The 22,882-nt window shown below is 37.5% G+C and carries 25 protein-coding genes and 1 pseudogene; all 26 read right to left on the bottom strand.

The window, feature by feature from the left end; all coding sequences use genetic code 11:
- Positions 1–192 precede the first annotated feature (192 nt).
- A complete protein-coding gene (locus tag MK403_RS07305; protein WP_268709421.1) occupies positions 193–504 on the bottom strand; it encodes a hypothetical protein in 312 nt (103 codons plus the stop codon).
- Positions 505–648: 144 nt separating this feature from the next.
- On the bottom strand, positions 649–2,442 hold the full coding sequence (locus MK403_RS07300; protein ID WP_084925884.1) for a KAP family P-loop NTPase fold protein: 1,794 nt from the start codon (positions 2,440–2,442) through the stop codon (positions 649–651).
- A 132-nt stretch (positions 2,443–2,574) separates the two neighbouring features.
- Positions 2,575–2,751: a hypothetical protein gene (locus MK403_RS07295; RefSeq protein WP_000451081.1), complete on the bottom strand. Its 177-nt coding sequence runs from the start codon at positions 2,749–2,751 to the stop codon at positions 2,575–2,577.
- A gap of 21 nt (positions 2,752–2,772) precedes the next feature.
- Positions 2,773–3,648, bottom strand: a complete 876-nt coding sequence (locus tag MK403_RS07290; protein WP_084925886.1) for a DUF4300 family protein — start codon at positions 3,646–3,648, stop codon at positions 2,773–2,775.
- 156 nt (positions 3,649–3,804) lie between these two features.
- Positions 3,805–5,544 (bottom strand): glycoside hydrolase family 13 protein, encoded by a 1,740-nt coding sequence (locus tag MK403_RS07285; RefSeq protein ID WP_268709420.1) that lies wholly within the window; start codon positions 5,542–5,544, stop codon positions 3,805–3,807.
- 164 nt (positions 5,545–5,708) lie between these two features.
- Positions 5,709–6,200, bottom strand: a complete 492-nt coding sequence (locus MK403_RS07280) for a phosphoribosylanthranilate isomerase (RefSeq protein ID WP_268709419.1) — start codon at positions 6,198–6,200, stop codon at positions 5,709–5,711.
- A 63-nt stretch (positions 6,201–6,263) separates the two neighbouring features.
- A complete protein-coding gene (locus MK403_RS07275; protein ID WP_268709418.1) occupies positions 6,264–7,145 on the bottom strand; it encodes a diacylglycerol/lipid kinase family protein in 882 nt (293 codons plus the stop codon).
- A 233-nt stretch (positions 7,146–7,378) separates the two neighbouring features.
- The gene (locus MK403_RS07270) at positions 7,379–8,308 is read right to left on the bottom strand and encodes a hypothetical protein (RefSeq protein WP_268709417.1); all 930 of its coding nucleotides are present in this window, start codon (positions 8,306–8,308) and stop codon (positions 7,379–7,381) included.
- A gap of 281 nt (positions 8,309–8,589) precedes the next feature.
- On the bottom strand, positions 8,590–9,216 hold the full coding sequence (locus MK403_RS07265; RefSeq protein WP_268709416.1) for an SAP domain-containing protein: 627 nt from the start codon (positions 9,214–9,216) through the stop codon (positions 8,590–8,592).
- A gap of 119 nt (positions 9,217–9,335) precedes the next feature.
- Positions 9,336–9,450 (bottom strand): annotated as a pseudogene (locus MK403_RS09470) (ADP-ribosylglycohydrolase family protein); the annotation flags it as partial.
- A gap of 32 nt (positions 9,451–9,482) precedes the next feature.
- Positions 9,483–10,268, bottom strand: coding sequence for an alpha/beta hydrolase (locus MK403_RS07260; protein ID WP_268709415.1), 786 nt, complete (start codon positions 10,266–10,268; stop codon positions 9,483–9,485).
- 242 nt (positions 10,269–10,510) lie between these two features.
- Complete coding sequence (locus tag MK403_RS07255) at positions 10,511–11,218, bottom strand: hypothetical protein (RefSeq protein WP_268709414.1); 708 nt, start codon at positions 11,216–11,218, stop codon at positions 10,511–10,513.
- A gap of 169 nt (positions 11,219–11,387) precedes the next feature.
- Positions 11,388–11,720 carry a hypothetical protein gene (locus tag MK403_RS07250; protein ID WP_268709413.1) on the bottom strand — a complete coding sequence of 111 codons (333 nt, stop codon included), beginning with the start codon at positions 11,718–11,720 and terminating at the stop codon, positions 11,388–11,390.
- A complete protein-coding gene (locus MK403_RS07245; protein ID WP_268709412.1) occupies positions 11,720–12,388 on the bottom strand; it encodes a DUF4417 domain-containing protein in 669 nt (222 codons plus the stop codon). Before MK403_RS07245 ends, MK403_RS07250 begins: the two co-directional genes overlap by 1 nt.
- Positions 12,389–12,504: 116 nt before the next feature.
- Positions 12,505–13,035 carry an ImmA/IrrE family metallo-endopeptidase gene (locus MK403_RS07240; RefSeq protein WP_268709411.1) on the bottom strand — a complete coding sequence of 177 codons (531 nt, stop codon included), beginning with the start codon at positions 13,033–13,035 and terminating at the stop codon, positions 12,505–12,507.
- Complete coding sequence (locus MK403_RS07235) at positions 13,025–13,399, bottom strand: helix-turn-helix domain-containing protein (RefSeq protein ID WP_268709410.1); 375 nt, start codon at positions 13,397–13,399, stop codon at positions 13,025–13,027. The genes MK403_RS07240 and MK403_RS07235 overlap by 11 nt, the downstream gene beginning before the upstream one ends.
- A 521-nt stretch (positions 13,400–13,920) precedes the next feature.
- On the bottom strand, positions 13,921–15,276 hold the full coding sequence (rlmD, locus tag MK403_RS07230; RefSeq protein ID WP_268709409.1) for a 23S rRNA (uracil(1939)-C(5))-methyltransferase RlmD: 1,356 nt from the start codon (positions 15,274–15,276) through the stop codon (positions 13,921–13,923).
- A 74-nt stretch (positions 15,277–15,350) separates the two neighbouring features.
- Positions 15,351–16,325 (bottom strand): DUF1002 domain-containing protein, encoded by a 975-nt coding sequence (locus MK403_RS07225; protein ID WP_268709408.1) that lies wholly within the window; start codon positions 16,323–16,325, stop codon positions 15,351–15,353.
- Positions 16,326–16,411: 86 nt separating this feature from the next.
- Positions 16,412–17,014: a lysozyme family protein gene (locus MK403_RS07220; protein WP_223326582.1), complete on the bottom strand. Its 603-nt coding sequence runs from the start codon at positions 17,012–17,014 to the stop codon at positions 16,412–16,414.
- A complete protein-coding gene (locus MK403_RS07215) occupies positions 17,014–17,988 on the bottom strand; it encodes a nucleoid-associated protein (RefSeq protein WP_268709407.1) in 975 nt (324 codons plus the stop codon). Before MK403_RS07215 ends, MK403_RS07220 begins: the two co-directional genes overlap by 1 nt.
- 7 nt (positions 17,989–17,995) lie before the next feature.
- Positions 17,996–19,252, bottom strand: a complete 1,257-nt coding sequence (gene glyA, locus MK403_RS07210; RefSeq protein ID WP_268709406.1) for a serine hydroxymethyltransferase — start codon at positions 19,250–19,252, stop codon at positions 17,996–17,998.
- 54 nt (positions 19,253–19,306) lie between these two features.
- Positions 19,307–19,738 carry a GNAT family N-acetyltransferase gene (locus MK403_RS07205; protein ID WP_268709405.1) on the bottom strand — a complete coding sequence of 144 codons (432 nt, stop codon included), beginning with the start codon at positions 19,736–19,738 and terminating at the stop codon, positions 19,307–19,309.
- Position 19,739: 1 nt separating this feature from the next.
- Complete coding sequence (locus tag MK403_RS07200; RefSeq protein ID WP_268709404.1) at positions 19,740–20,342, bottom strand: L-threonylcarbamoyladenylate synthase; 603 nt, start codon at positions 20,340–20,342, stop codon at positions 19,740–19,742.
- Positions 20,326–21,162, bottom strand: a complete 837-nt coding sequence (prmC, locus tag MK403_RS07195) for a peptide chain release factor N(5)-glutamine methyltransferase (RefSeq protein ID WP_268709403.1) — start codon at positions 21,160–21,162, stop codon at positions 20,326–20,328. Before prmC ends, MK403_RS07200 begins: the two co-directional genes overlap by 17 nt.
- Positions 21,162–22,241 (bottom strand): peptide chain release factor 1, encoded by a 1,080-nt coding sequence (prfA, locus tag MK403_RS07190; RefSeq protein ID WP_001028815.1) that lies wholly within the window; start codon positions 22,239–22,241, stop codon positions 21,162–21,164. Before prfA ends, prmC begins: the two co-directional genes overlap by 1 nt.
- The gene (locus tag MK403_RS07185) at positions 22,238–22,828 is read right to left on the bottom strand and encodes a thymidine kinase (RefSeq protein WP_268709402.1); all 591 of its coding nucleotides are present in this window, start codon (positions 22,826–22,828) and stop codon (positions 22,238–22,240) included. The genes prfA and MK403_RS07185 overlap by 4 nt, the downstream gene beginning before the upstream one ends.
- Between the last annotated feature and the right edge of the window lie 54 nt (positions 22,829–22,882).

The following is a 22,882-nucleotide window of genomic DNA, read 5'->3' as shown; positions in this document are numbered from 1 at the left end:
TTTATATTTGCTAGAAAACATCATCTCATTTTCTAAGCCTTATAACTATATCATGTTTACAAGAACTTGTAAAGTACTTTTTTTAAATTTTCTTAAAATTTGTTCGCGAATAGTTAAATTGCCACCCAAAAGTTAAAGTCCAATCAACTGAAAACGATTAAAAAAGGAACTTATTTTTAGTTCCTCTCAAAATTATTTAATCTTATGCTTATTCATTTTCTCTTGGAAAATATCTGTAATGATTTGGCGCAATTCTTCTCGTTCCTTCTCAGGAATCTCACCACTTCTCTTGGCAACTGCGTAGAGCTCTGGATGTTCGATAGAAATACGCTTTATTGTTCGAGTTGTAGCGTGTTTTCGCACGAAAAAGGGAATGCGTTTGATCCATTCCTGAGGTACTAGGGCAAGGATTTTAGCAGCGGTTTCCTTATCGCTAATTTCAGATGTTGTCAGTCCCTGCTTTATCGTTTCCTGTTCTTTTTCAGTAAAATCTTTTAATTCCATTATCCCTCTCCTATCTAGAAATCACTCTATATTAAATTATATACCAATATTAGAGAAACTACAAAGAATAAACTTTGTAAAATATGCGCAATGATGAGATTGCATTGCTTAGTCAACTAGTGAAATCAAAAAGCACTAAAAAAGTTAAAAATATTTTTTTGCATCCTCTAAGAGACTTGAAAAATCACTTAAAAAAGTTTTTTCAAATTCGTCATATTTTTGGAGATTCTGTCGTAACGTTTTAGCTTTAAAATGTTTATAGGTGTTTCTATTAATCTTTCCTACTAGTTTCTTATTAACATAGATTTGTATACCATCATTATTTATATTTCCATAAGTATCACCTGATATATAAATTGAGTTCGATTTATTATTTTGAGAGTAAATATTTAATCCTTGTCCTTTTCCTTGTGTTAATCGAACTATATTATATTCATTAGCTATCTTTATAAAATCTAATGAAATTGGCTTTTCGCGTTCTTCCTTCTTCTCTTTTCCAAAATACTCTGGTTTCGAAAGGTCGAAATGATTTGTATTAACCAGTGTATTAAATAATTTGCGAATAACGAATTGAACATCTTCATTCGGTGAATGATTTTGAGTTGAGGTTTTATTTATATCTATATCGAAGTTTCCGGTTGAAATTGTATTTGAAAAGCTCATTCTTTTCATCAAATTTTCGAACTCTTCAACTTCTAATTTATCAACATTATATTTAAGCAATAATTTTAAAGTATTAAAAAATTTTCTGAAAGATTCTAACTCTTTTTGATTTTTAAAACTAAAGATACCATAGCGAGACACAAGAGAATTATAATCAGCATCGTCAGATATTTCAAATGAATTTTCAAGTAAATCAATGAGAAAATATTTGGTTTCTTCAGAATCTTCTGGACTATTGTTATATGAAGTCAATAAATAGTCATAAGCTTCATCAAATCGTAATTGAAAACATACTGTAGCTATGATTAGTAATTTGTCATCATTTTCTAACTCATTATTTGAATTTATAATATGCATTAAAAGGCTAACAGAATTGAATAATCTGTTAACACTGCGAGGATTATTTCCGATTGAGTCTCTAATTAATTGAGTTACATTCTGTGTAACGTCATCATTAAAATAAAAATTAATTTTTTTCAAAGAGACTTTAACAAAGTTCTCCATATGATAATTTGCAACAGGTACAGTAAAAGGCACTTGAATTATTTTCTCAAAAAAAGCTTTTCCTTTTTCGTTGTCCAAATCATCACCATACTTACTTTTTGTTCCTCTTAAAACAACATTATAATCAATAGCTAAAACAAAGACACAATTTCTGCAATCTAAGAAAAGTTTTAAAATTTCTAGGAATTCAATCGCTTTTTTTGGAACCAATCTGTCAAGGTCATCAATGAAAATTACTATCTTTTCATAATTATTTTCTTTAACAAAGTCATCAATGATACTTTGTAGATTTTGTTTCAGATTTTTTAAATTATTAGCTTTTTCCTCATTGCTTATTAATTTTAGAAGTTGATTATTAATTTTTTCAATGTTTAAGAGACCAAAATCTAGTTTTAGATATTCCATACTTTTTGTAATAACTGCCAAAGATTTTTTAAAGTTCTCTCTTTTATCTACATCAGTTACTTCTAATTCATCAATTAAATCTGTAATTAACGTGACTGCTAAATCCTTATCCATATCAAATTGTGAATATTGCCAAGTATTAAAAAATATTGTTTTAATTTTTCTTTTTGAATTACTTGACGATTTTTCTTTAAGTTTTTCTTCAACTTGATACATGATGCTGGTTTTTCCGGTTCCCCAATCGCCTTGAATAGCTAGTGTTAAAGGAGTTTCGCATCCAGTAATAAAATTTGATAACCCAAGAATGTATTTGTCAATCATAAATTCGTCTTTTACAGTTGGAATATCAGAAAATGAATTGTACATATAATTTCCTTTCAAAATGTTTCATCTAGAGTATACTAAATTAAGAATGACACTCAATTTATATTATGTTAGTAGCATTTAATATTACGGTTTTAAAAAGCAATTGTTGTTGTAGATATGTCACAAAAGATGCTATTCCTCATCTTCTGTCACTTCCCAGACTTCTGACTGATAACCCTCACCATCTATGTCATAGCGCTGCATATAGCCTAAAAATCTTTCTTTTTTATTTGCCTTACGAGGCTTGAGAATGTTTACAGCCCAGAATCCGATAAGAATGACAACTAAAAGTGCTACTACTGTCTCCATACTACTTCTCCCTTGCCTAGCTTAATATCCTTCAATCCACTTTTCATTGTCCATAATGAAAGGCTTAGCTAGTCCATCACCTGTGTAATCCGCATATTTAGTGGATAGATACTTGTAACAATCTTCCTTGCTCGCAAACTTAATAGCTTGATAAGGCTCTTCAAAAGTCAGTTTCTCTACAAATAAGAAACCATCATCAGCTGGCACTAAAACACCTACGTGTCCAACAAAAAGAAACTCTCCATCCAAATTATCATGCAACACAACAGACAACATTCGAGCTTTATCATTGAACTGAAACTGGGAGAAGAATTTCTCCATCTTCTGCGCGTGAACTTTTACATTCGTCGTTGCTTCCGTCTCCACCCTAGAAAATAGAATATCAAACTCTTCCTTATCTTTCGCATCAAATAGCTTTCCCTTATCGATAGCATCGTTATCAACAAAAAGAAGCTGATCATTCTTTTCAAGTTTTGGAATTGTGACCGAATTTTTCAAGAGCGCATAGCTATTAATACGGCAGTTGGTCCCGACAAAGTCACCCTTTTTTTGATTCCAGAGATTGCTGATTTTCTCTACGTCGTATTCTGTTTTTGTAAAGGAGGCAAAATCACCACTTAAGCCAGTAGAACCGACAGTCGCATTATAGTCTGTGACAAGATTGAAAAATGCATCAACACTATTTGGGTCCAAGTGAGCTGATAAGAGAGATTTGACCTCTTCGGTACTGACCTGATTATTCAGATTTGTATATGAAGCCGTCCAAGGAACTTTATCCGAACTGGTCTGTGTCTGGTTTGCAGCTTCAGTGCTCGTATTATTTTGCTGACAAGCAGCCAATCCAAGAAATAAGGGCAAACACAATCCCAAGGCTACTACTTTTCTCGTTCGTTTCATGAAACGCTCCTTCTAGAGTACAAGTCTCTTTTTCATTTTAAACAGTATTCATTAATCATGCAGCTAGTAATCGTTGACTTAGCTATATTATACTACATAAGTCAAAAAAAGACTGCACGAATCACCTATTCATAACAGTCTTTTTGAGTACGATTTTTATCGGATTATAAAACCTTTAGGCAATATTACCAGTTGCTGTTCTATTTCTTGACAATGACTTGCTAGAACCACAGAATCACTGTCTACAAGATAATTTTCTGCTGATTGGTTAAAAACAGCTCGGACCTTTCGTCCATCATAATCCCATGTTAAAGATACCACATCCGGCTTGATTTCTTTCAGGTTGTAGGTTCCATGTTGGATAATGTCTGAAACACTCTTGCGAAGCTGAATCAATTTCTTCATGAAATTAAGCATCTCATTGCTTTCGGAAACACGTTCCCAAGGCATAACGCGACGACAATCTGGGTCTGGCCCTCCGTCTAACCCTAACTCGGTTCCATAGTAGAAACACGGAGTTCCCCTTTGTAAAAAGAGGCAGGTTAGGGTAGACTTAACAAGTTGGCTATCTCCCTTGGCAGTAGTCAAAATACGCTCCGTATCATGCGAATCCAAGAGATTGAACATCACTTCCGAAATCTGCTGTCTATAGTACATAGACTGACTATTGATTTCATCGATAAATTGATAAGGCTTCTTAACCCCTCGCAAGAAATAATCCTTGATACTATCAGACAGAGGATAGTTCATAACTGCGTGGAATTCATCTCCATTTAGCCAGGGCTGGGAAGTGTGCCAGACTTCTCCAAGAATATAAAGGTCAGGCTTTATAGCCAAGACAGCCTTACGGAAATCTCGCCAAAATTGATGGTCGACTTCATTAGCTACATCCAGGCGCCATGCATCGATATCAAACTCTTCAATCCAGTAGGTCGCAACGCTCAACAGATAGTCTCTCACTTGAGGATTTGCCGTATTGAGCTTAGGCATATAGCTCTCAAAGGCAAAGGTATGATAAGGGAGCTTTCTTGGATTCCCAAGCTTATCCTTTGTCACTGGGAACTCTTGAACATGGAACCAGTCTTTATAAACGGAATCTTCACCATGTTTGAGAACATCCTGCCACTGTGGAGATTGGTCTCCGATATGGTTGAAAACAGCGTCCAGCATGATTTTCATGCCTCTCTGATGGGCTTGATCCACCAGTTGACGGAAGGTTTTCTTGTCTCCAAAATGACGGTCAATTTCGAAATAATCCGTCGTATTGTACTTGTGATTGCTTGGAGATTCAAAGATGGGACAAAGATAAAGCCCAGTAATTCCTAAGTCTTGTAAGTAATCCAGATGGTCAATGATGCCTTGCAAATCTCCGCCAAAGAAATCGCTCGTCTTTGGTTTGATAGAGGAATCCCAAGTTAGAGCCCCCTCTGGAGAAATCTCAGGATTGCCATTAGCAAAGCGTTCAGGAAAAATCTGGTACCATATCGTCTCTGCTACCCAGTCAGGAACATGGCAAGCATCAATCTCATGGATATACGGTATTTTAAAACCATTTCCTTCATAATGAAGATTTTCAAGCGTGTTTGGAACACACCCCTTATCGCCGTATAAGATTCTCCGACCTTGCTTATCCTTGACTTCAAAAAGATACTGGAGTCGGGCATAGCCAACTGTAACCTCCACTTGCCAGTAATCAAACAAAGCATCGGAGGTAAGTTTCCTCATCTCCTTGATTGCTTCATAACGATCCTCTATAAAGATAAAAGGATCACCATAATGTAAGTTGATGCTTTCGATATCATCTTTCTTGGTCCGGATACGGATGTGCATTTGCTTATCCTTATATAGATAAGCATACTCCGACTCTGGTCTATGGTAAATGGCTGTTAATTCCATTGTTTTGTCTCCTAATTTACTTATAACGCAAACGTTTTCATAGCTGTGATTCTAGTATACTACTTTAAAATTTTATTTGCAAGGCTTGTCTGTAGTTTTGATGGTTTGTTTTGCAAAATAAAAAAGCAGCCAGTCTTACAACTTACTACTTTTTAAATGATGATTTACAAATGTCTTTCCAGCCATTCTATCTTCTTAAAATCTTTATTGCTATTTTGATTATTTCGATAGGAGTCTTGAGAAGAAGCTTTGTAAATACTTAGATACTGTTCCAAACTTGGAACACGAAAAGTGATGTCCTCGAGGTGAATAAGCTCTATATCCGATTCCGAAACTCCTGCAAAATCAGGTAAGGAATCGATACTTCCAAATTCAACACTCACGCCATCTTTTTGGAATTCGTGCTCGTGAATGTCTACCAAGGTATAGCCTAAGCGGTTCATCACTTTCAATATCTTGTCCCAGTCATAAATCCTGAGATGATCAGGCGCTTCCCAACCTCTAGGGTCACCAGGCACATGAATGTCAATGTCAGACGGCCCCCATTCTTCATTTGAACGGTATTCAAACCCCAAAGATCCCATGAGCGTCGGAGTGATTCCGACTTGGTTTAAATGAAAACAAATTGTTCGAAATTCATCAAATAGAGAATTCATTCCTCCTCCAATCATTGATATAGAACTTAATTTCGTTGTGAATAATAAAGTAATTTTTACCTTCTACTCTTTCGGCTTTGAAAATACTTCTACTCGCTGAGCTAGGACTTTGATTTCTACAGGTAGGTTATCCGATTTATCGCCGTCAACATCTGACTCCAATTCACTATCTGAAGAGATCTTAATATTACGCGCTCTGATATACTCAATATTATCATTGCCGACAACATCTCCTTTTAGTAAATCAGGAATGACGGATAATTTAGAGAATATTGAAGCATCTTTTAGAATCAAAATATTAGCATAGCCGTCCTTGTTTTCTTCAAAGATTTTCTTGTCAGCGAAGTAATTTGTCAAAAGGACCAAAACATGACTTGCTTCGCCATCATAATTTCCATTTTCTGTCTCAACCTTAATGTTAAAGACCTGATCCGTCATCACAGACTTCATGGTATTTACAGCATAGGCTAAAATACCGAATTTTGTCTTGTCCTCGATCTCCACATTGTGAATTGCCTCAGGCAGAGAACCGATACTAAAGATATAACAAAAATAGTTGTCATTTGCTTTACCAATATCAATCTTATTGGTTAAATTAAAATCAAGTTCGTCAATCGCGCCATCGATGTCTTGATTGATTTCCAACAGTTTGGTAATGAGGTTGCCCGTACCGCCAGGGATAATCCCTAACTTCGGAGTGTAGTCTCTCTCAGCAATACCCGAAATGACTTCATTGACAGTCCCGTCTCCGCCGAAAACAACCACTGCATCGTACTGCTCACGAGACGCTTCCTCAGCAAAGTGTGTTGCATCCAGCGCTTTTTCGGTAATTTTGGTTTCCACGTGCTCAAAATAATCTTTTGCCTTATTCTCCAGCTTGATCTTATAATCCAAAGCCTTCTCCCCACCAGAGGTAGGGTTGATAATTACCATTGCTTTTTTCATTTATTTTCTCCTTAAGTTCTAAATAGAAACGCCTGACTAACTACACATGATATTACTTACAATGCTATTATATAATGAAATCACGGAAAAGAGAACTCGGACGTACTGAAGAATGGTTTATAAAAACATAGAAAAAGCGTTTACTAAGAATTTTAAGCATATAAAATATAATTTGAATAAAGATTAGTAAATTATATCAGACGACTAGCTTCTAAAAATTATCACTTAACTATCTAAAATAAAGAAACCATTTTATTAATCTGTTTGACATTAAATCCAGCTTGCGCGAATATCTCTTTAAAAATTCCTTTTACCTCATCCTTCTCTTTCTTCTTCCAATCCCCATGAAATTTATTCTCGATTCGGTAACTTCTTTGAATAATCACTTTTACATGATTGATTAAAAATTCTTTTGCTAATTTATGTTCATTTTCTTGAAGGAGATGTAAGTAATGACAACTTAATGAAACAACATAGTCTTCTTTGAGACTTGGAACAATATTCTTTATGATTAAACTATCCTTGTCAAAACAATCTTCAAAATAGTAATCTGTGATGAATTTGTTTAGATCTTCTCCCCAGTTTTCTTTAATCCAATCTCTCCAGTTTTGATGGGGACCACCTTTATGACAATTAATTATTATATTCATCTTCCAAAGCCAGTTATCTGCTCCATCACTTCCAGGGATGAAACTTTCCACCACTGGCATCATATTTCCACACCAATAGTAAACAATAGCAAAAGCTTTAAAATAAGGTTCCAAATCATGTGGTATTTCTAAATCACCTTTTAATATCCCGTCTTTTATTTCTTTACCACCTTTCAAGCTAGGTTCAACATTGGTAATTTTTTTATACGGAACAGTGATTGAAGTAAGAATGTCAGCCGTAAGTGCAATACCTTTCGATTTATTGACAAGCAAATGAGCTCCCTTATATCCTGATTTTGATTTTTCTTTGTATGCTTCAATATCTTTATTATTCTTTAATTTATTATATTTATCAACTGAGTTTTGAAACTTAATAATCTTCCAATCATCTTCCTCATAAAAAGGATACTTCTTATAAAAATCCATTGCCTTTTTACGTACTTCAAATTCACAAGTGACATTATCACTATCTGTAATATCTACTTTATTAATAAACTCATTTACTTGCATCATAAAATATCCTCCATATTTTTAGGTTTTATAAATCCGTTTAAAAAGACAAATAGATGTGGGTAAATCTACACTAGCTCACTACTTACTCCGTCTTCAGAAAAAATATCCTTGACTTGCTCAAAATCGCTTAAAATGATTGTAGCTTACTTTAAACTTAGATACTGCTTTAATTCAGCTAAGCGAACAGCAATCAAATCAAAAGGTTTTAAAGTCTCTAAATCATAAAACAAGACATGTATAATAGCCAGTTAAAAATTCAGATTTTCAAAACAAAGGCACTTTTATTGAACTACCTTGCCATACTCTTTTATTTTATCAGCATATTTAGTCAAAAGATTCTTTGAATAAATTTTTTCATTTTTTGAATTTCTAACTTCTTTCCAAAGAATAGAAGCTACTTTTAGTTTATTCGAGTAGTTGCGACTATTTTCGTCTGCACAGAAATCCTTTAAAAATTGATTCCATTGACAAACCGAATGGTCATACTTGGCATAATCTGAATCTCCATAATAAACTTTTAGCATATCTTGAATTGTAAATCTCAAATCATGTTCTCTTTTGACTTTTCTCCAAGCAGTGGCCATATCAGCAGTAAATTTAAAGGGTGAAACACCTGTTAAAGTTGAAAAATATTCTCTAAAGTGTGCATTAAAGGAAAATCCACTTTCAAGTAAGGGTGTATCTAAGGCAACGACTTCTACTCGTTTCTTATTTCTTTTTGTTGATGATTTTTTAATCAAATTCCCCTTAAAGTACTGCTCAATAATATGATTGAGTTCCTGTTTTGTACCTCTATATTCAAGCCCTAATGACTTGCATATCTGTGAAAGTTCATCCCGATACCAATAGAATTTATTAAATTCATCAAAGGATGTGATTTTATCAAACTCAGGTCTGCTCTCTATCAATATAACACCTCCTTAAAACCAATTTAGGCTGTCATCTCAAAATAATGGAGTTTTAGTTTCTTTATTTTGAGGATTAACTACGTTTCACTAACAAACTCACACACTCAGCGGTTCGGACTTACCGTATCATCCGTGAAAAAACAATCCTCACAAAATAAAGGAAATTCCTTGGTTTTAAATATTGTCCCATTCATAAACAGAACCTACAATGTCTCCTACTATTGCTCCAATCATAAGAATCCTCCTTACAGCATATCAGATTTATCTCACATTTCCAATGAATCGCTCTTTAAAAATGGTACCACCAAATCAACCCACTCTTGAGGCAGGTAAGCCGATAAATAGCCGTGGTTATAGCCCTTTGCTTCATACAAAATTGTATTTGAATGTAGCTGATGAAATAATTTCGCTGATTCTTTCACACAGTTCAATTCTTTTTCACCATAAATATACAGAACCTGAGCCTTGCTAGCAGAAATCATATCTTTCAGCTTGTAACATCCCATATAGTTTTTGTAAATGGTCACCAATGTTTTGACAGGCGTCCTTGGCAAATCCTCCAAATAATAAGCTTTTATTTCCTCTGGATAAGCCAGTTTAGGATAGAGTTTGTTCATCATGCTTAACTGAAGTTTGCAAGAGAATTTATTGAACATCAGTTTACCAAATAGAAAAACTAGAAAGATGCTGATTTTAGCTAACCTTGGTTGAGGAATACAGAGGCTTCCATCTATGATGGCCTTCTCAGCAATTTCACTGTCTAAAGACAAAAGCTCCCTGGCAATTTGACCACCAAGTGAAACACCACCGATTGCAAACAATTTCCCACCACAGTTTGCTTTGATATAGTCTAGAATCTCCAAAGCAGAATCTTCAGTAGAAACATAATCAAGTTGATATTCCTCGCCGTGGCCATTCAAATTGGGTAGAATAATACGGTATTCTTTTGACAAGATTCGTGCTTGACGAAGATAATTCCACCAAGAACTGCCACCACCATGTATCAGTAAAATAGGAGGCAAATTCTTATCACCAAATTCATGGAATTTCATGTTTAAACTCCTTACTGTAGGATTTTCACTAGCTACACCCTTGTTTAATCAGCTCGTACAAGCAGTGATACCGCCTCAACATGATACGTTTGTGGGACTCAAAAGGTTTGGGTGAATCTTTTGAGGATTAACTGCGTTTCACTAACAAGCTTACACACTCGACGTGTGCTGACGTTAGCTTCCCATACTGTGAAACGAAATAATGATTCACAGAATATCCGAATTAAACCATTAAACGTATGCTACTCATTCAAAACAGACTTGTTCCGTAGCTCTTCATCTGCAACAGACTTTGAAATCACTACTTTATCAAATAATTCAAATTCTAACTCTACAAAATAGATAAACGCATCCGCAATTTCTAGAAGCTTGGGATTCAACTCCTCTCTAGCCGAAATACCTATTGCCATATTTATAACATTATCTTGAATAAGCCACCAAGTTTTCTCATAAGCTGAAGCAGAAAGATGAACAAAGCCTGACATTTCCTTGTACACTTTATCAATTTTAGAACAGTACAAAGTCAGCCTCCTTCTCAACTGCCCATCCGTCATGAGTCTCCCGTCATTATCTTTTAGTTTATTTATAGGGGTTCCTTCTAAAAAACTGCTAATAAATTTCTTTCTATCCTCTGATATAAAAGCTGCAAACACTCGCATTAAATTATCCAATTGAACCCTAAGTAAAACCCCAGAACAAGAAACATTCCTTTCCCTGAGCATTATGGAGAGACCATCCAACACATCAACTAATTTTCCTAATGCAGATGTGAAAAACTGATCTTCTAATAACAAATTGTCACCGATTATACCTTTAGAAAGCTCAACTGCTTCAGTCCTTAAGATTTTAAACCTACATAATTTCTTATCAAGTTCTTCAAAATAGTCCTCGTTCAATATTCTTGTACTCACAGATTTATCAGGCTGTAATCGCGCATCGTTATTACGCATTCTGTACTTCCTCCTCTGTTTAATTACTAGTTCTATTTTACCTCATAAATGCAGAAAAGACCATAACTATAGTACTACTACTCTTAGCTATGGCCTTATTAATTAACTTCTGTACTTTTTAAAATGGATAATCTTAATTTCCCCTAAAAAATCCACTTTTTTAAAAACACTATATAAAATATGCTTTAAATTCCGTAAAGCTAATGCAACGTAATAGTATTTTGGGTACCGAAATGATTGCCAGACTCTCATTTTCACGAGTAAAAAATTTTACCTTATATGTATCTTTATCATCTTTGGAAAGCATTATTCCCACTATACCTTTTTGAAGGCTTTTATAGTTAGCAATCAGTTCGACATACATGTCAGCTACTTTTTTACCAGAACTACTTTGATTAATCAAATCTAGTAACAAGGAGCTCTCTGGAATTTCCGATTGATGAAATTCAAACGCCTCAGTACCTATTGTTCTACCAAATCCTCCGTGATATCCAGTCCCCATTAGGCACCACCTTGCATATAAGCCAACGAAGCATTACTTGGATAGTGAAGAATATTAATTCCTTGAAGACGGTACCAATCAAATACATCATCTGGTAAGGCACCGTATACAAGAATTGCATGAGGGCGAAGTTTATCGACAACATAATCCAGCCCGTTGATAAAATGCTTCCTGTCATCTAAATCTCTCATCTGACCATGCGAGCCAACAGAAATCACATTATCTTTTGATATACCTAAGCAAGCAATATCATAAGTTCTCTCATCCCCCCAACGAATATTTGGAATGACTGGAATTCCCATTGATTGAAGCCAAGCACCTATAGCACGACTTCTATATATATTATTTACTTGCATGTTATACGGCATATCTCTAAATAAACTGAAGTCAGGAAGGATAACTCCTTCAAACTTAGAAAGTGTGTCTAAATGAAGTTTTGGATTTCTCCAAAGATTTTCAAATTTATAATCATCCTCATAAAAACACAACCAAGAAAATTTCTCTGTGCTTTGATGTCTTTTTGAAAATAGAACCATTTTTTCCGGCAAAACGCCATCATAAGGTTTAATAATCGGAATTTCTTCATTTCCTGCATAAGCAGCATCTTTCACTAGGAATGCATTAAAAACGTCTTTGCAACCTTTTCGGTTACCTTGAACTTTTACCATAAAGTAAAACCTTTCTATTGAAATATCAAGGCGACTATGGTAGACTGATAGTGTATGTGTCGGTTTACCCAGCCGCTCTATTCAAGCCTTGAGTCCCCACTCAAAGGCTTTTTCTTTTACCAACCTTCTTTTTTATATTGTCTGAGCTGAATACTAGCCATTGCTTGTGTAACTTTGCATTGTTCTACTACCTCTTCAACAGACAAATTTTTAACTAGTCTTTTTGGAACCAATAATTCTCCCGCGAAACAATTAGCTTGCCACTCAGGGTCTTCATAGGCTTTTCTACTTTTCATTTCTTCAACCGTACGACAAAAAACTATCTCTTCTTGACGATGTTTAAAAAAATGAAGAAGTTCATGAGCAATTGTGGATCGGGAAAATCCATCATCTTCACAAGCTTTCTCATATATATCCTCACGAATACGAATTAAGTTTTCACCTTTGAGAGTTTCTCCATAGCTATTAGGCATATCCTTAATTGGAACAATCTCATAATCATAATATCCAGTTTCCGCCAATAATTCAAAAACCTCCACAATTGGATACGCAAGTTCATTAGACAATTTTGTCTTATCGCGGAAATAATCAGCATAGTTTCGAATTTCTAATCTAGAACATGGGGCTACTTTATAATTATAGGTCATTAACTTCCTCCGAATTCTTATTAAAAAATTTAGCAAGATTTGATAAATCTTGAGTATCGAATCTTTCAAGACTTCTCGCAAAAGCAAATGCTGTATCTTTCTGTGCATCAGTTAACATTGCCAAATTAATTTCAATCAACTGTTGACTATCTTGCTGAGAACGTCTCAATTCAGTTAACTGCTCTTCGTCCAACTTGTACTCCTTTACTAGTTTTTCTTCCCAAGTTTTTGGGATTTTCTTCTTACCATTCTCTACGGCTGATAAAAAGGCTGAGCTGACACCTAGCTTTTCTGCCATTGTTTTGAGGATTTGGCCTTGGTCTATTCTTAATTTTCTTAGAAATTTTCCATATTCTGTAATCATTTTATTTTCCTCCATTTACCTCTTATAATGTAACTATAAACCATTTTTTAATCTTTGTCAACCTTTTTGGTTAATTGTTTTAAATAGTATGGTTAACTCAATCGCTGCACTAGTCATAATAGATAATAAATCGTATTTCAAAAAATAAAAAGGCCATAGCATGAGCACTTCCTCTCTTAGCTATGGCCTTACAACTTTACTTCTATTCCTTCTAAAAATTTGACTGTCATGGCGCCGTCTTCTCCAAGAGTAATCTTCTCAAAAAATTGGTATATTTTTCTTCCATTGAATTTTTCCTTATCACTATCAAGTATCGCCTTTAATTGAGTCGCATGAAACTTCTCCAGTTTTTGCTCTTCGCTAAAATTATGCCACTTATCTTGTAGCTAAGAAGAGCCTATAAGGCTCCAATGAAGGTCTGCTGCAGAGCTTCCTCATCAATATGGCGCTTGGTACACCCCCGTCAAAGATAAAAAGTCACTGTTTCCAGTGACTTCATAAAACTTTTTGCTAAAAGGTTTCTAGGCTTTTACCAGCAATCCTACACACTCGACGTGATGCGTCTGCGGAAACAGATCCACCGGCTGGACTTTCTTCAATTCATATCCCAATTCTTGGTAGAGTTTGATATCACGCGCCATGGTAGCAACATTGCAGGAGATGTAAGCAATTCGGTTAGCTCCTGTTTGGCTACTTGCTTTGATGAAGCTTTCGGTCAAGCCCTTGCGTGGTGGGTCAACAAGAATGGCAGTTGGTTGAATACCTTCCTTGAGCCAATTCTTCATTGCATTTTCAGCTGTATCACAAACATAGTGAGCATTAGTAATCTTGTTCAAAGAAGCATTTTTCTGGCTATTCTCAACTGCTTCTGGAATCACTTCAACACCGTAGACTTCTTTGACATGCTTTGCAACGGATAATCCAATCGTTCCAATCCCTGAGTAGGCATCGATCACCACATCATCTTCTCTTAACTCCGCAAAATCAATAGCTGTTTGATAAAGTTTCTCTGCCATTTCCGTATTTACTTGATAAAAAGCTGGGCCAGCGATTTGGAAGTCATTTCCCAACATCTGGTCCGTAATATAGTCTTGACCATAAAGAGTCTTCCAATCCTTACCAAAAATCGCATTGGTATTCTGGTCGTTGATATTTTGCATGACAGACACAATCTCTGAGAACTGCTTGATAAGTTGTTCAATCAACTGCTCCACTCGGAAAACTTTAGGACGTGTAGTCACTAAGATAACCATGATTTGTCCTGAATAGTGACCACGACGCACAACGAGATTGCGAATCAAGCCAGACTGCTCCTTTTCGTCATAAGGTCTCAAATCAAAACGACGAAGCAAATCTCGTAGAGCTACTACGACTTGATCAATGACAGGATCTTGTATAAAGAAATCTTCAAGGGGCATGAGATCGTGCGAATTCTTACGGAAAAAGCCAGTTTCCAAGACACCATTCACTCGACGAACGGGCACCTGTGCCTTATTTCGATACTTGACTGGATGTTCCATACCAAGCGTTTCAGCAACTTCTACATCGGTAATGCCAGCTATCTTGTAAAGACTATCTTTGACTTGCTTGGTTTTAAACTTGAGCTGCTCTGGATAAGCAAGATGCCCCAAATCAGCGATACCTGAGCGTAGATAAGCTAGGTCAAGGTCTTTGTTACGATGCGGAGAGTGAGTAAGGTATTCTTCAACTTTCCCAAAACCAATCTTTTTATTGACCTTAAGGACTCGCATGAGGATTTTCTCAGTTGGTAGAGCATTTTCTACAAAGAAAACCAAACCATCTACCTTAGCAACCCCCGCACCTTCATGGGTCAAATCAACAATTTCAACTTCTACAATATCATTTTTCTTTAACATATTTTTCACTTTCTATCGGCCGACAAAAAAAGACAGCAACATTTCTGTTACCATCTATTATATCATGAAATGACCTAAGCACCAAAACTCTTGAAGAAGTTGACAATGGCTTGCCAAAGAGAACTCAAGAAATTGCCACCGTCTTCTAGCGCTTTATTGGCATCAAAGTTGAGGTTGATATTTTTAAAGCTATCTCCAGCTTGAGAGACAATACTTTCCTTGAGGTCATTTAGGGTTTTAGTGAAATCAGCATTGTTCAAAATGTCACTCTTTGAGAGATTGAGGGCAAAATTGATGATGATATTGACCTGGTTTCCTGTTATAACCTGATCGAGTTTGTAGTTTTTTAGCGTGTCTTCTACAATCTTGCGGACATCTTCTTCTGTCAGATTACCTTTGGATTCTTTTGCCTTTGCGATTCCTGTCTTGATATCTGCCAAAGCGACATTGAGTTTATTGGCATCGTAGCCTGACTTGTCCTTGTTTTCAGCATTGATATCGGATAAGGCTTTTAGCTCTTCTTGGGCCAAGTCTTTATTGGCTTGCGGTACTTTAGCACCATTGGCCTCTAACGAGTAGTAAATCCCTGCTAGGGCGCTCTCTCCTGTAACTGGAATAGGAGCTGCAACTGTGATTTTAGCATGCTCTACTCCCAGAGTCACCGCTGCATTACGGTACATATCCTGCGTCACCTTGGTGATATTTTCAGGCGTTTCAATCTTGACTTCTAGAGGTGACTTGTCACCCAGCTTTTGAATCTTAGCTGATGAATAGAGTTGTAAACTAGCATCATTAGCCACATTCATGATTTTCGAATAGATATCAGGTGTCATAGTTTTGATATCTTTGGTGTCTTTTGATGCGTCATAGCCAAGTTTACTAAGAGTTTGATTTTTCTGGTCTTCAGATAGAGAAGAACCTAAAACATATTCAGGTTGGACATAGGTTTCATCGATTACTTTTTGAACATCTGTTGCTGCGTGGACACTCGTCATAGCTGTTACGGCCCACAGTACTGCAGCGCTTGTTAGAAAGAATTTCTTTCTCATGGGGTATTCCCTCCTTTACCTCTCTAGGGTAATAAAACAGTCTTAAAGAAAGCTTATAGTGAAAAACACCTGGCAAAACCAGATGTTTAAAAGAAATTAAAGAATTTCATGATATAAAGGTTGAATTGTACCTGTCTAGAATAGTAATAGTTTCCACCATTTTCATAAAGTTCGGCTCCGTGAAAGATAGAAATCGGGTTGATATAGGTGTAGGTTTTCCCAGTGGTATTTCCAAGAATTGGAGCGACGGTTTCACGAGAATATTGTTTGGCCAAGGCAAGAGTGTTTTCCTTACCATTTTGAGCGATAAAATCGATATAAGCGGGGCCAAAATTATAGGCTTGCACGGCTGTCCAGACATCAACGCCCTTTTCCTGAGCTAGATAGAGATTATCAGTCAATGTCTGAATTCCCTGACGAATGCTCGTCACATTGTCATTGATAGTATTTGTAGTACCGCTAGCAGACTCGCTAGACTGCATGACATCGCCTTCTTTTCCTTTCGTTTCGGTATAAATCATAGCGAGCACTAGCTCTTCATTGGCTGGAGTATCTCTTTCACTGAGGATTTCTCGAACCATGGGTTGGTAGGTCATGACTTGCTTAACATCTTGGTGGATATGATAGACTTTATAGACAGCGAAAAGGAAGACTGCTAGCACTAGCACTCTTCGTAGTAATTTAAACATTATTTACTTTGAATATCCTCGATATTTTTGATTAAGATAGAATAGGTTCCATTGTCATTTTGGATAAACTCAACAGACTCGGCGTCTTGATAGACGTTATTGGGAACGATGAGTTCAATTCCGTTTGACAAGGAAAGTTTTTGGTTTTCAAATTTCTTGAGCTGACGACTGGCATCAATTTCATCGAACTGGACTGGTTCTGGTACAGCTTCCTTGACCTGATCGATAAAGCTCAAACGAGCTGTTAGATTGTTAGCAAAAAGGTCGTTAGCCAATTTCTCTGGAGACAGTTCATTGCTTTCTTCAAGATTGTTGAAAATCGCTGATTTGACCTTGGATTGGAATTGAAAATCATCTGTGTTAAAAGTTTCAGCAATTCTCTGGGCCGTTTTTTCCAGTTCCTTGATGGATTTCTTTGGCGAAATCTTAGGGGCAACGCTTAAGAGATTATCTGAAAAATAGTTCAAAAAAGTCCCGTTGTACTTGATTCGTTTTTCGATGAGATGGTACTTGCGACTTTGAAGATTAACCACCAAAGCCTCATCAGCCCCCGTTCCAAAACCAGGCAAGTTATTCTGGGTTAGCTTGATTGGGTTATCAACTTCTCCACCGAGGTGGGTTAAGGTCTCACGCAGAGCAATTCGCAAGAAAGCGAAATGTTCAACGCCTTCTTTAGAAAACTGAACAAAAACCAGGTCATTGGTCTTGAGATTTTCAGAAATACTGAACTCCTCTTTCCAGAGATTAGCCAGTGTTACTGATGTCTCCAACAAATCATCCGTGATGTGATTGAAGAAGGGATTTTCTTCTTCGAAAATCCCAGTCTTGGCTTCATCTGAATACACACGTTCGATTTTCTTGCGCAGGTATTCTTCAATTTTTGGAGTGATATTGAGAAACTTATCCGCCAGGAACAGCTCGGTATCATCTGGGCTGAACTGATGGATAATAGCTTTCTTAATATAAATGTCCATAAAAGTTTTAGTCCTCGTATAGTGGGAAGGCATCTGTCAATGCTTTGACTTCACTTCTCACTTCTTCTAAGACAGCTTCATTTTCTGCATTCTTAAGGGTTTTAATGATGAGTTCAGCCACTTTGCGGCTTTCTTCTTCACCAAATCCACGTGCAGTAATGGCTGCAGATCCGATACGAATACCACTTGTCTTGAATGGTGACAAGGTTTCGTATGGGATTGAGTTTTTATTTAGGGTAATATTAACCTCATCCAGCAAGTTTTGAGCAACTTTTCCGTTTTCTACAACTTTAGTTACATCAACAAGGAAGAGGTGATTTTCAGTCCCGCCAGAAATGATACGGAAATCAGGGTCTTGCAAGAAGACTTCAACCATAGCCTTGCTGTTTTTGATAACATTAGCTGCATATTCTTTGAAGGCTGGATCTAAAACTTCTTTGAAGGATACAGCCTTAGCAGCGACAACATGCTCCAAAGGACCGCCCTGAATACCTGGGAAAATAGCTGAGTTGATTTTCTTAGCAAGTTCCTCATCATTTGTCAAAATTAAACCACCACGAGGACCACGAAGGGTTTTGTGGGTCGTTGTTGTAGTGATATGAGCGTATGGTACTGGGCTTGGGTGAAGACCAGCTGCAACCAAACCAGCGATATGGGCCATATCGACCATGAGTTTAGCACCAACAGCATCTGCGATTTCACGGAATTTTGAGAAGTCGATAATTTGAGAATAGGCTGAAGCACCAGCTACAATCAGTTTTGGTTTTACTTCTTGGGCTTGTTTCAAGATCGCATCAAAGTCCAAGAATTCCGTTTCAGGATCTACACTATAAGAAACAAAGTTATAGGTTTGACCAGAGAAGCTGACAGGAGCTCCGTGGGTCAAGTGTCCACCTGCTGCCAAATCCATTCCCATGACCGTATCACCTGGCTCAATCAAGGCCATGTAAGCCGCACAGTTGGCTTGGCTTCCTGAGTGAGGTTGAACATTGGCAAATTTAGCACCGAAAATTTCTTTCGCGCGTTCAATAGCAAGAGTTTCTACCACGTCTACTACATCGGTTCCACCATAATAACGGCGTCCTGGGTAGCCTTCGGCATATTTGTTGGTCAAGATAGACCCTTGAGCAGCCATTACAGCCTTGGAAACAACGTTTTCCGAAGCAATCAACTCAATGTTGTTTTGTTGGCGTTCTTCTTCTTTGGCAATAGCATTCCAGAGATCAGCATCGTATGCTTTAAAATCATCTTTGTCAAAAATCATAGGTCTTCTCCTTTATTGTGTGACTGGTCCTTTAGTTTGTTTTTACAAAATAAACTAAAAGATGCGAATAAACCGTTTTTGCACTTTATCACAAGTATAACCAACTTTTTCATAAAATGCATGAGCACCCAGACGATGATCAGCAGAGTTTAAGCGGATAAACCCATAGCCCCGTCTTTTTGCCTCTTCTTCCAACCCTTGCATTAAGCTTTTACCAATACCTTGCCCTTGTGCTTGAGGTGAAACCGCTAAGCCTAAGATATTAAATCCTGCTTTGGAATAGAGGGATTCATAAACCTCAGCATGGACATATCCAAGTAGGACATGGCTGACTTCATCCTCATAGCCAAGAAGGAAATGATGTAAATCCTGAGATAGTCTAGCTAGTTGACTAGCTGTGTCCTCTGGACTAAAAGTATAGCCCAAAGTCTCTTGATTGATGTCACATATAGCTTTTACATCTGTTTCTTGCAAATCTCTTAGCATCTCATTCCTCCTCAAAAGAAATCTCTGGCAACTGAGCAAGAATATCTTCACGCTTGATCGCCCCTTGGCGTAGGATTTTCACCTTATCTCCAGACAAATCCAAAATAGTTGAATCCAGTCCAGTTAGAAAATCATCGTCCTCCAGGCCCAGAACCTCTTGGTCAAAATCCTCTAGAATTTGAGCAAAGGTCACTCCACTTGCCTGACCTGAAATATTGGCAGACGGTCCAATCAAGGGACCAGTCTCTCGGATCAAATCAAGTGTAATGGGATGACTCGGCATCCGAAATCCAACAGTTGCAAGCCCAGAATTGACCCAATAGGGAACTCTGTCATTGGCTTCGAGGATAATGGTCAAGGGCCCCGGTAAAAAGGCCTCTACAATTTTTTCTAGATAAGTTGGCTGATTCTTAGAAAAGTGCAAGATGTCCTTTAGAGAAGCGACATTAAGATTGAGCGCCTTTTCTCTAGGACGACGTTTGAGTTGGTAAACATGGTCGACAGCATTTTCATCTAAGGCCTTAGCAAAGAGGCCGTAAACTGTCTCTGTAGGCAGAACAACAGCTCCACCCTTTTCCAACTCTTGTCTAATCCTGTCCATCATCAACTACAACCATCCTATCTTGACCAAATTGGTCCTTGAGTGTTCGTACTCGTTTTTCAGGAAGATGTTTCCTAAAAAGCGCAGGAACACTTTGACCTTGCTTGTATCCAATTTCAAGGTAAATCTTACCACCGTCTTTGAGATAGTCTTTTGCATCTTCCGCAATTCTGCGGTAAATAGCTAGGCCATCCTCGTCTGCAAAGAGAGCTAGATGAGGTTCTGAATGCAAAACATTCAAACCAACCTCTGACTCATCTTCACGAGAGATATAGGGTGGATTGGATACAATTATATCATATTTTTCAGAAATTTCTGTAAAACAATCAGATTTTTTTAAAAATATCTGGAGGTTCTGAACTTTAGCGTTTTCAGATGCCAAATCTAGAGCATCTTGAGAAATATCTGCTGCCGCAACTGACCAATCTGGTCTATTTTTTGCTAAAGCAAGAGCAATGGCCCCGCTACCTGTACCGATATCAAGTACTGAAAGATTCGTCTCATGATTTTCAGCTAGGATAAGTTCTACCAACTCCTCTGTCTCAGGACGAGGAATCAAGACTCGCTCATCCACTTTTAACTGCATTCCAAAGAAATCTGCGTGACCAATGATATACTGAGCTGGTTTGTGAGCTGCTAACTGCTGGAAAATTTCTTCTACAAATTGTTTTTCTTCCTCTGTTACCTCTTGCTGGAGGGCAAAGACAAAATCCGTAAAAGAGAGATTTTTTAGGCTACGATAGACAAAAGAGAGGCTTTCTGCTTCCTCTCCTTGTCTCATCAACTCTTCTTCAAAATCTGAGAATAATTGAGCTAATTTCATTATTTGTTTAATTCTTCTAATTTTTGCGTTTGGTCATAGAGTACCAAGGCATCTACAACTTCGTCCAATTTACCAGACAAGATGGTATCTAGTTTTTGAAGGGTCAAGCCGATACGGTGGTCTGTGACACGGTTTTGTGGGAAATTGTAAGTACGGATACGTTCTGAACGGTCACCTGTACCAATTGTTGACTTACGTTCAGCGTCTTGTTCATCTTGGGCAATCTGAGCAAAGTGGTCAGCAACACGCGCACGGATGATCTTCATGGCCTTTTCACGGTTCTTCTGCTGAGTACGTTCTTCCTGCATCTCGACCTTGATATTGGTTGGCAAGTGAACGATACGAACGGCAGTCGCAACCTTATTGACGTTCTGTCCACCAGCACCAGATGCGTGGTAGATGTCGACACGAAGGTCTTTTGGATCAATATCGTACTCCACTTCTTCCACTTCAGGCATGACAAGAACTGTGGCAGTTGAGGTATGGACACGACCTTGGCTTTCTGTCACAGGGACACGTTGCACACGGTGGGCACCAGACTCATACTTGAGTTTAGAGTAAACGGACTGACCTGATACCATGGCAACCACTTCTTTGAATCCACCGACACCGTTCATAGAAGCTTCCATGACTTCAAAGCGCCATCCTTGGGCTTCCGCATACTTTTGGTACATAGTTAGCAGGTCTCCGGCGAAAAGTGCCGCTTCATCTCCACCAGCTGCTCCACGGATTTCAAGGATGATATTCTTGTCATCATTAGGATCTTTTGGAAGGAGCAAGATTTTTAGTTTTTCTTCGTACTCTTCTTTTTCAGCCTTAGCGTCTTTCAGTTCCTGCTTGGCCATTTCTTCCAAGTCCGCATCTCCGCCTGATTCTTTAATCATCTCTTCAGCATCGACGATGTTTTGAAGGACTTGTTTGTACTCACGGTAGGCTGTTACCGTATCGCGAGTAGAAGCCTCTTCTTTTGAAAGCTCCATGAATCGCTTGGTGTCTGAAACGACATCAGGGTCACTCAGCAATTCTCCTAGTTCTTCATATCGGTCTTCTACAGCTTGTAGTTGATCATAGATGTTCATTTTTCTTCATTCTCCTTATCGATTTCAGGGGCAAAATAATGTTTTCGGCAGACTGAGATATATGTTTCATTACCACCGATCTGAATTTGTTCGCCATCATAGACTGGCACGCCATCTTGAGTTCGCAACACCATAGTCGCCTTTTTCTTACAGTACTGACAGATGGTCTTTATCTCATCGATTTTATCTGCTAAAAGCAAGAGATATTTGGAACCTTCGAACAGTTCATTACGAAAGTCATTCTTCAAACCAAAAGCCATGACAGGTATGTCTAACTCATCAACAATACGAGCTAGGTCGTAAACATGGTGACGCTTGAGAAACTGGGCCTCATCAACCAACACACAGTATGGTTTCTCAGGCAAGTCTTGGATATAACCAAAGATATCCGTCGTTTCCTCAATCGCAATAGCTGGGCGTTTCATGCCAATCCGACTGGATACATAGCCAACACCGTCACGCGTATCCAGAGCAGAAGTCATAATCACAACTCCCTTTCCTTGCTCCTCGTAGTTATAGGCCACCTTGAGAATCTCAATCGTCTTACCAGAGTTCATGGTCCCATAACGATAATACAACTGTGCCATGCTATTATTTCACGTCCATTTCTAAATTTTTGCTACATTCTAGTATATCATAAT

The organism is Streptococcus oralis, from assembly GCF_026782285.1.
Taxonomy (GTDB): Bacteria; Bacillota; Bacilli; order Lactobacillales; family Streptococcaceae; genus Streptococcus; species Streptococcus oralis_CG.
Note: the sequence above shows the minus strand (reverse complement) of the source record. Positions and strands in the feature narration are given on the sequence as shown.

Bases quoted from the DNA above. Each gene is read 5' to 3' on its own strand.
- MK403_RS07260 (WP_268709415.1), bottom strand. From the start codon at position 10,268: ATGAAATTCCATGAATTTGGTGATAAGAATTTGCCTCCTATTTTACTG.
- MK403_RS07245 (WP_268709412.1), bottom strand. From the start codon at position 12,388: ATGGTAAAAGTTCAAGGTAACCGAAAAGGTTGCAAAGACGTTTTTAAT.
- MK403_RS07185 (WP_268709402.1), bottom strand. From the start codon at position 22,828: ATGGCACAGTTGTATTATCGTTATGGGACCATGAACTCTGGTAAGACG.
- glyA (WP_268709406.1), bottom strand. From the start codon at position 19,252: ATGATTTTTGACAAAGATGATTTTAAAGCATACGATGCTGATCTCTGG.
- rlmD (WP_268709409.1), bottom strand. From the start codon at position 15,276: ATGTTAAAGAAAAATGATATTGTAGAAGTTGAAATTGTTGATTTGACC.
- MK403_RS07290 (WP_084925886.1), bottom strand. From the start codon at position 3,648: ATGAAACGAACGAGAAAAGTAGTAGCCTTGGGATTGTGTTTGCCCTTA.
- MK403_RS07240 (WP_268709411.1), bottom strand. From the start codon at position 13,035: ATGACCTATAATTATAAAGTAGCCCCATGTTCTAGATTAGAAATTCGA.
- MK403_RS07235 (WP_268709410.1), bottom strand. From the start codon at position 13,399: ATGATTACAGAATATGGAAAATTTCTAAGAAAATTAAGAATAGACCAA.
- MK403_RS07250 (WP_268709413.1), bottom strand. From the start codon at position 11,720: ATGGGGACTGGATATCACGGAGGATTTGGTAGAACAATAGGTACTGAG.
- MK403_RS07305 (WP_268709421.1), bottom strand. From the start codon at position 504: ATGGAATTAAAAGATTTTACTGAAAAAGAACAGGAAACGATAAAGCAG.
- MK403_RS07285 (WP_268709420.1), bottom strand. From the start codon at position 5,544: ATGGAATTAACAGCCATTTACCATAGACCAGAGTCGGAGTATGCTTAT.
- MK403_RS07270 (WP_268709417.1), bottom strand. From the start codon at position 8,308: ATGATGCAAGTAAATGAGTTTATTAATAAAGTAGATATTACAGATAGT.
- MK403_RS07215 (WP_268709407.1), bottom strand. From the start codon at position 17,988: ATGGACATTTATATTAAGAAAGCTATTATCCATCAGTTCAGCCCAGAT.
- MK403_RS07280 (WP_268709419.1), bottom strand. From the start codon at position 6,200: ATGAATTCTCTATTTGATGAATTTCGAACAATTTGTTTTCATTTAAAC.
- MK403_RS07255 (WP_268709414.1), bottom strand. From the start codon at position 11,218: ATGCGTAATAACGATGCGCGATTACAGCCTGATAAATCTGTGAGTACA.
- MK403_RS07200 (WP_268709404.1), bottom strand. From the start codon at position 20,342: ATGATGGACAGGATTAGACAAGAGTTGGAAAAGGGTGGAGCTGTTGTT.
- MK403_RS07295 (WP_000451081.1), bottom strand. From the start codon at position 2,751: ATGGAGACAGTAGTAGCACTTTTAGTTGTCATTCTTATCGGATTCTGG.
- MK403_RS07205 (WP_268709405.1), bottom strand. From the start codon at position 19,738: ATGCTAAGAGATTTGCAAGAAACAGATGTAAAAGCTATATGTGACATC.
- MK403_RS07225 (WP_268709408.1), bottom strand. From the start codon at position 16,325: ATGAGAAAGAAATTCTTTCTAACAAGCGCTGCAGTACTGTGGGCCGTA.
- prfA (WP_001028815.1), bottom strand. From the start codon at position 22,241: ATGAACATCTATGATCAACTACAAGCTGTAGAAGACCGATATGAAGAA.
- MK403_RS07275 (WP_268709418.1), bottom strand. From the start codon at position 7,145: ATGAAAAAAGCAATGGTAATTATCAACCCTACCTCTGGTGGGGAGAAG.
- prmC (WP_268709403.1), bottom strand. From the start codon at position 21,162: ATGAAATTAGCTCAATTATTCTCAGATTTTGAAGAAGAGTTGATGAGA.
- MK403_RS07300 (WP_084925884.1), bottom strand. From the start codon at position 2,442: ATGTACAATTCATTTTCTGATATTCCAACTGTAAAAGACGAATTTATG.
- MK403_RS07220 (WP_223326582.1), bottom strand. From the start codon at position 17,014: ATGTTTAAATTACTACGAAGAGTGCTAGTGCTAGCAGTCTTCCTTTTC.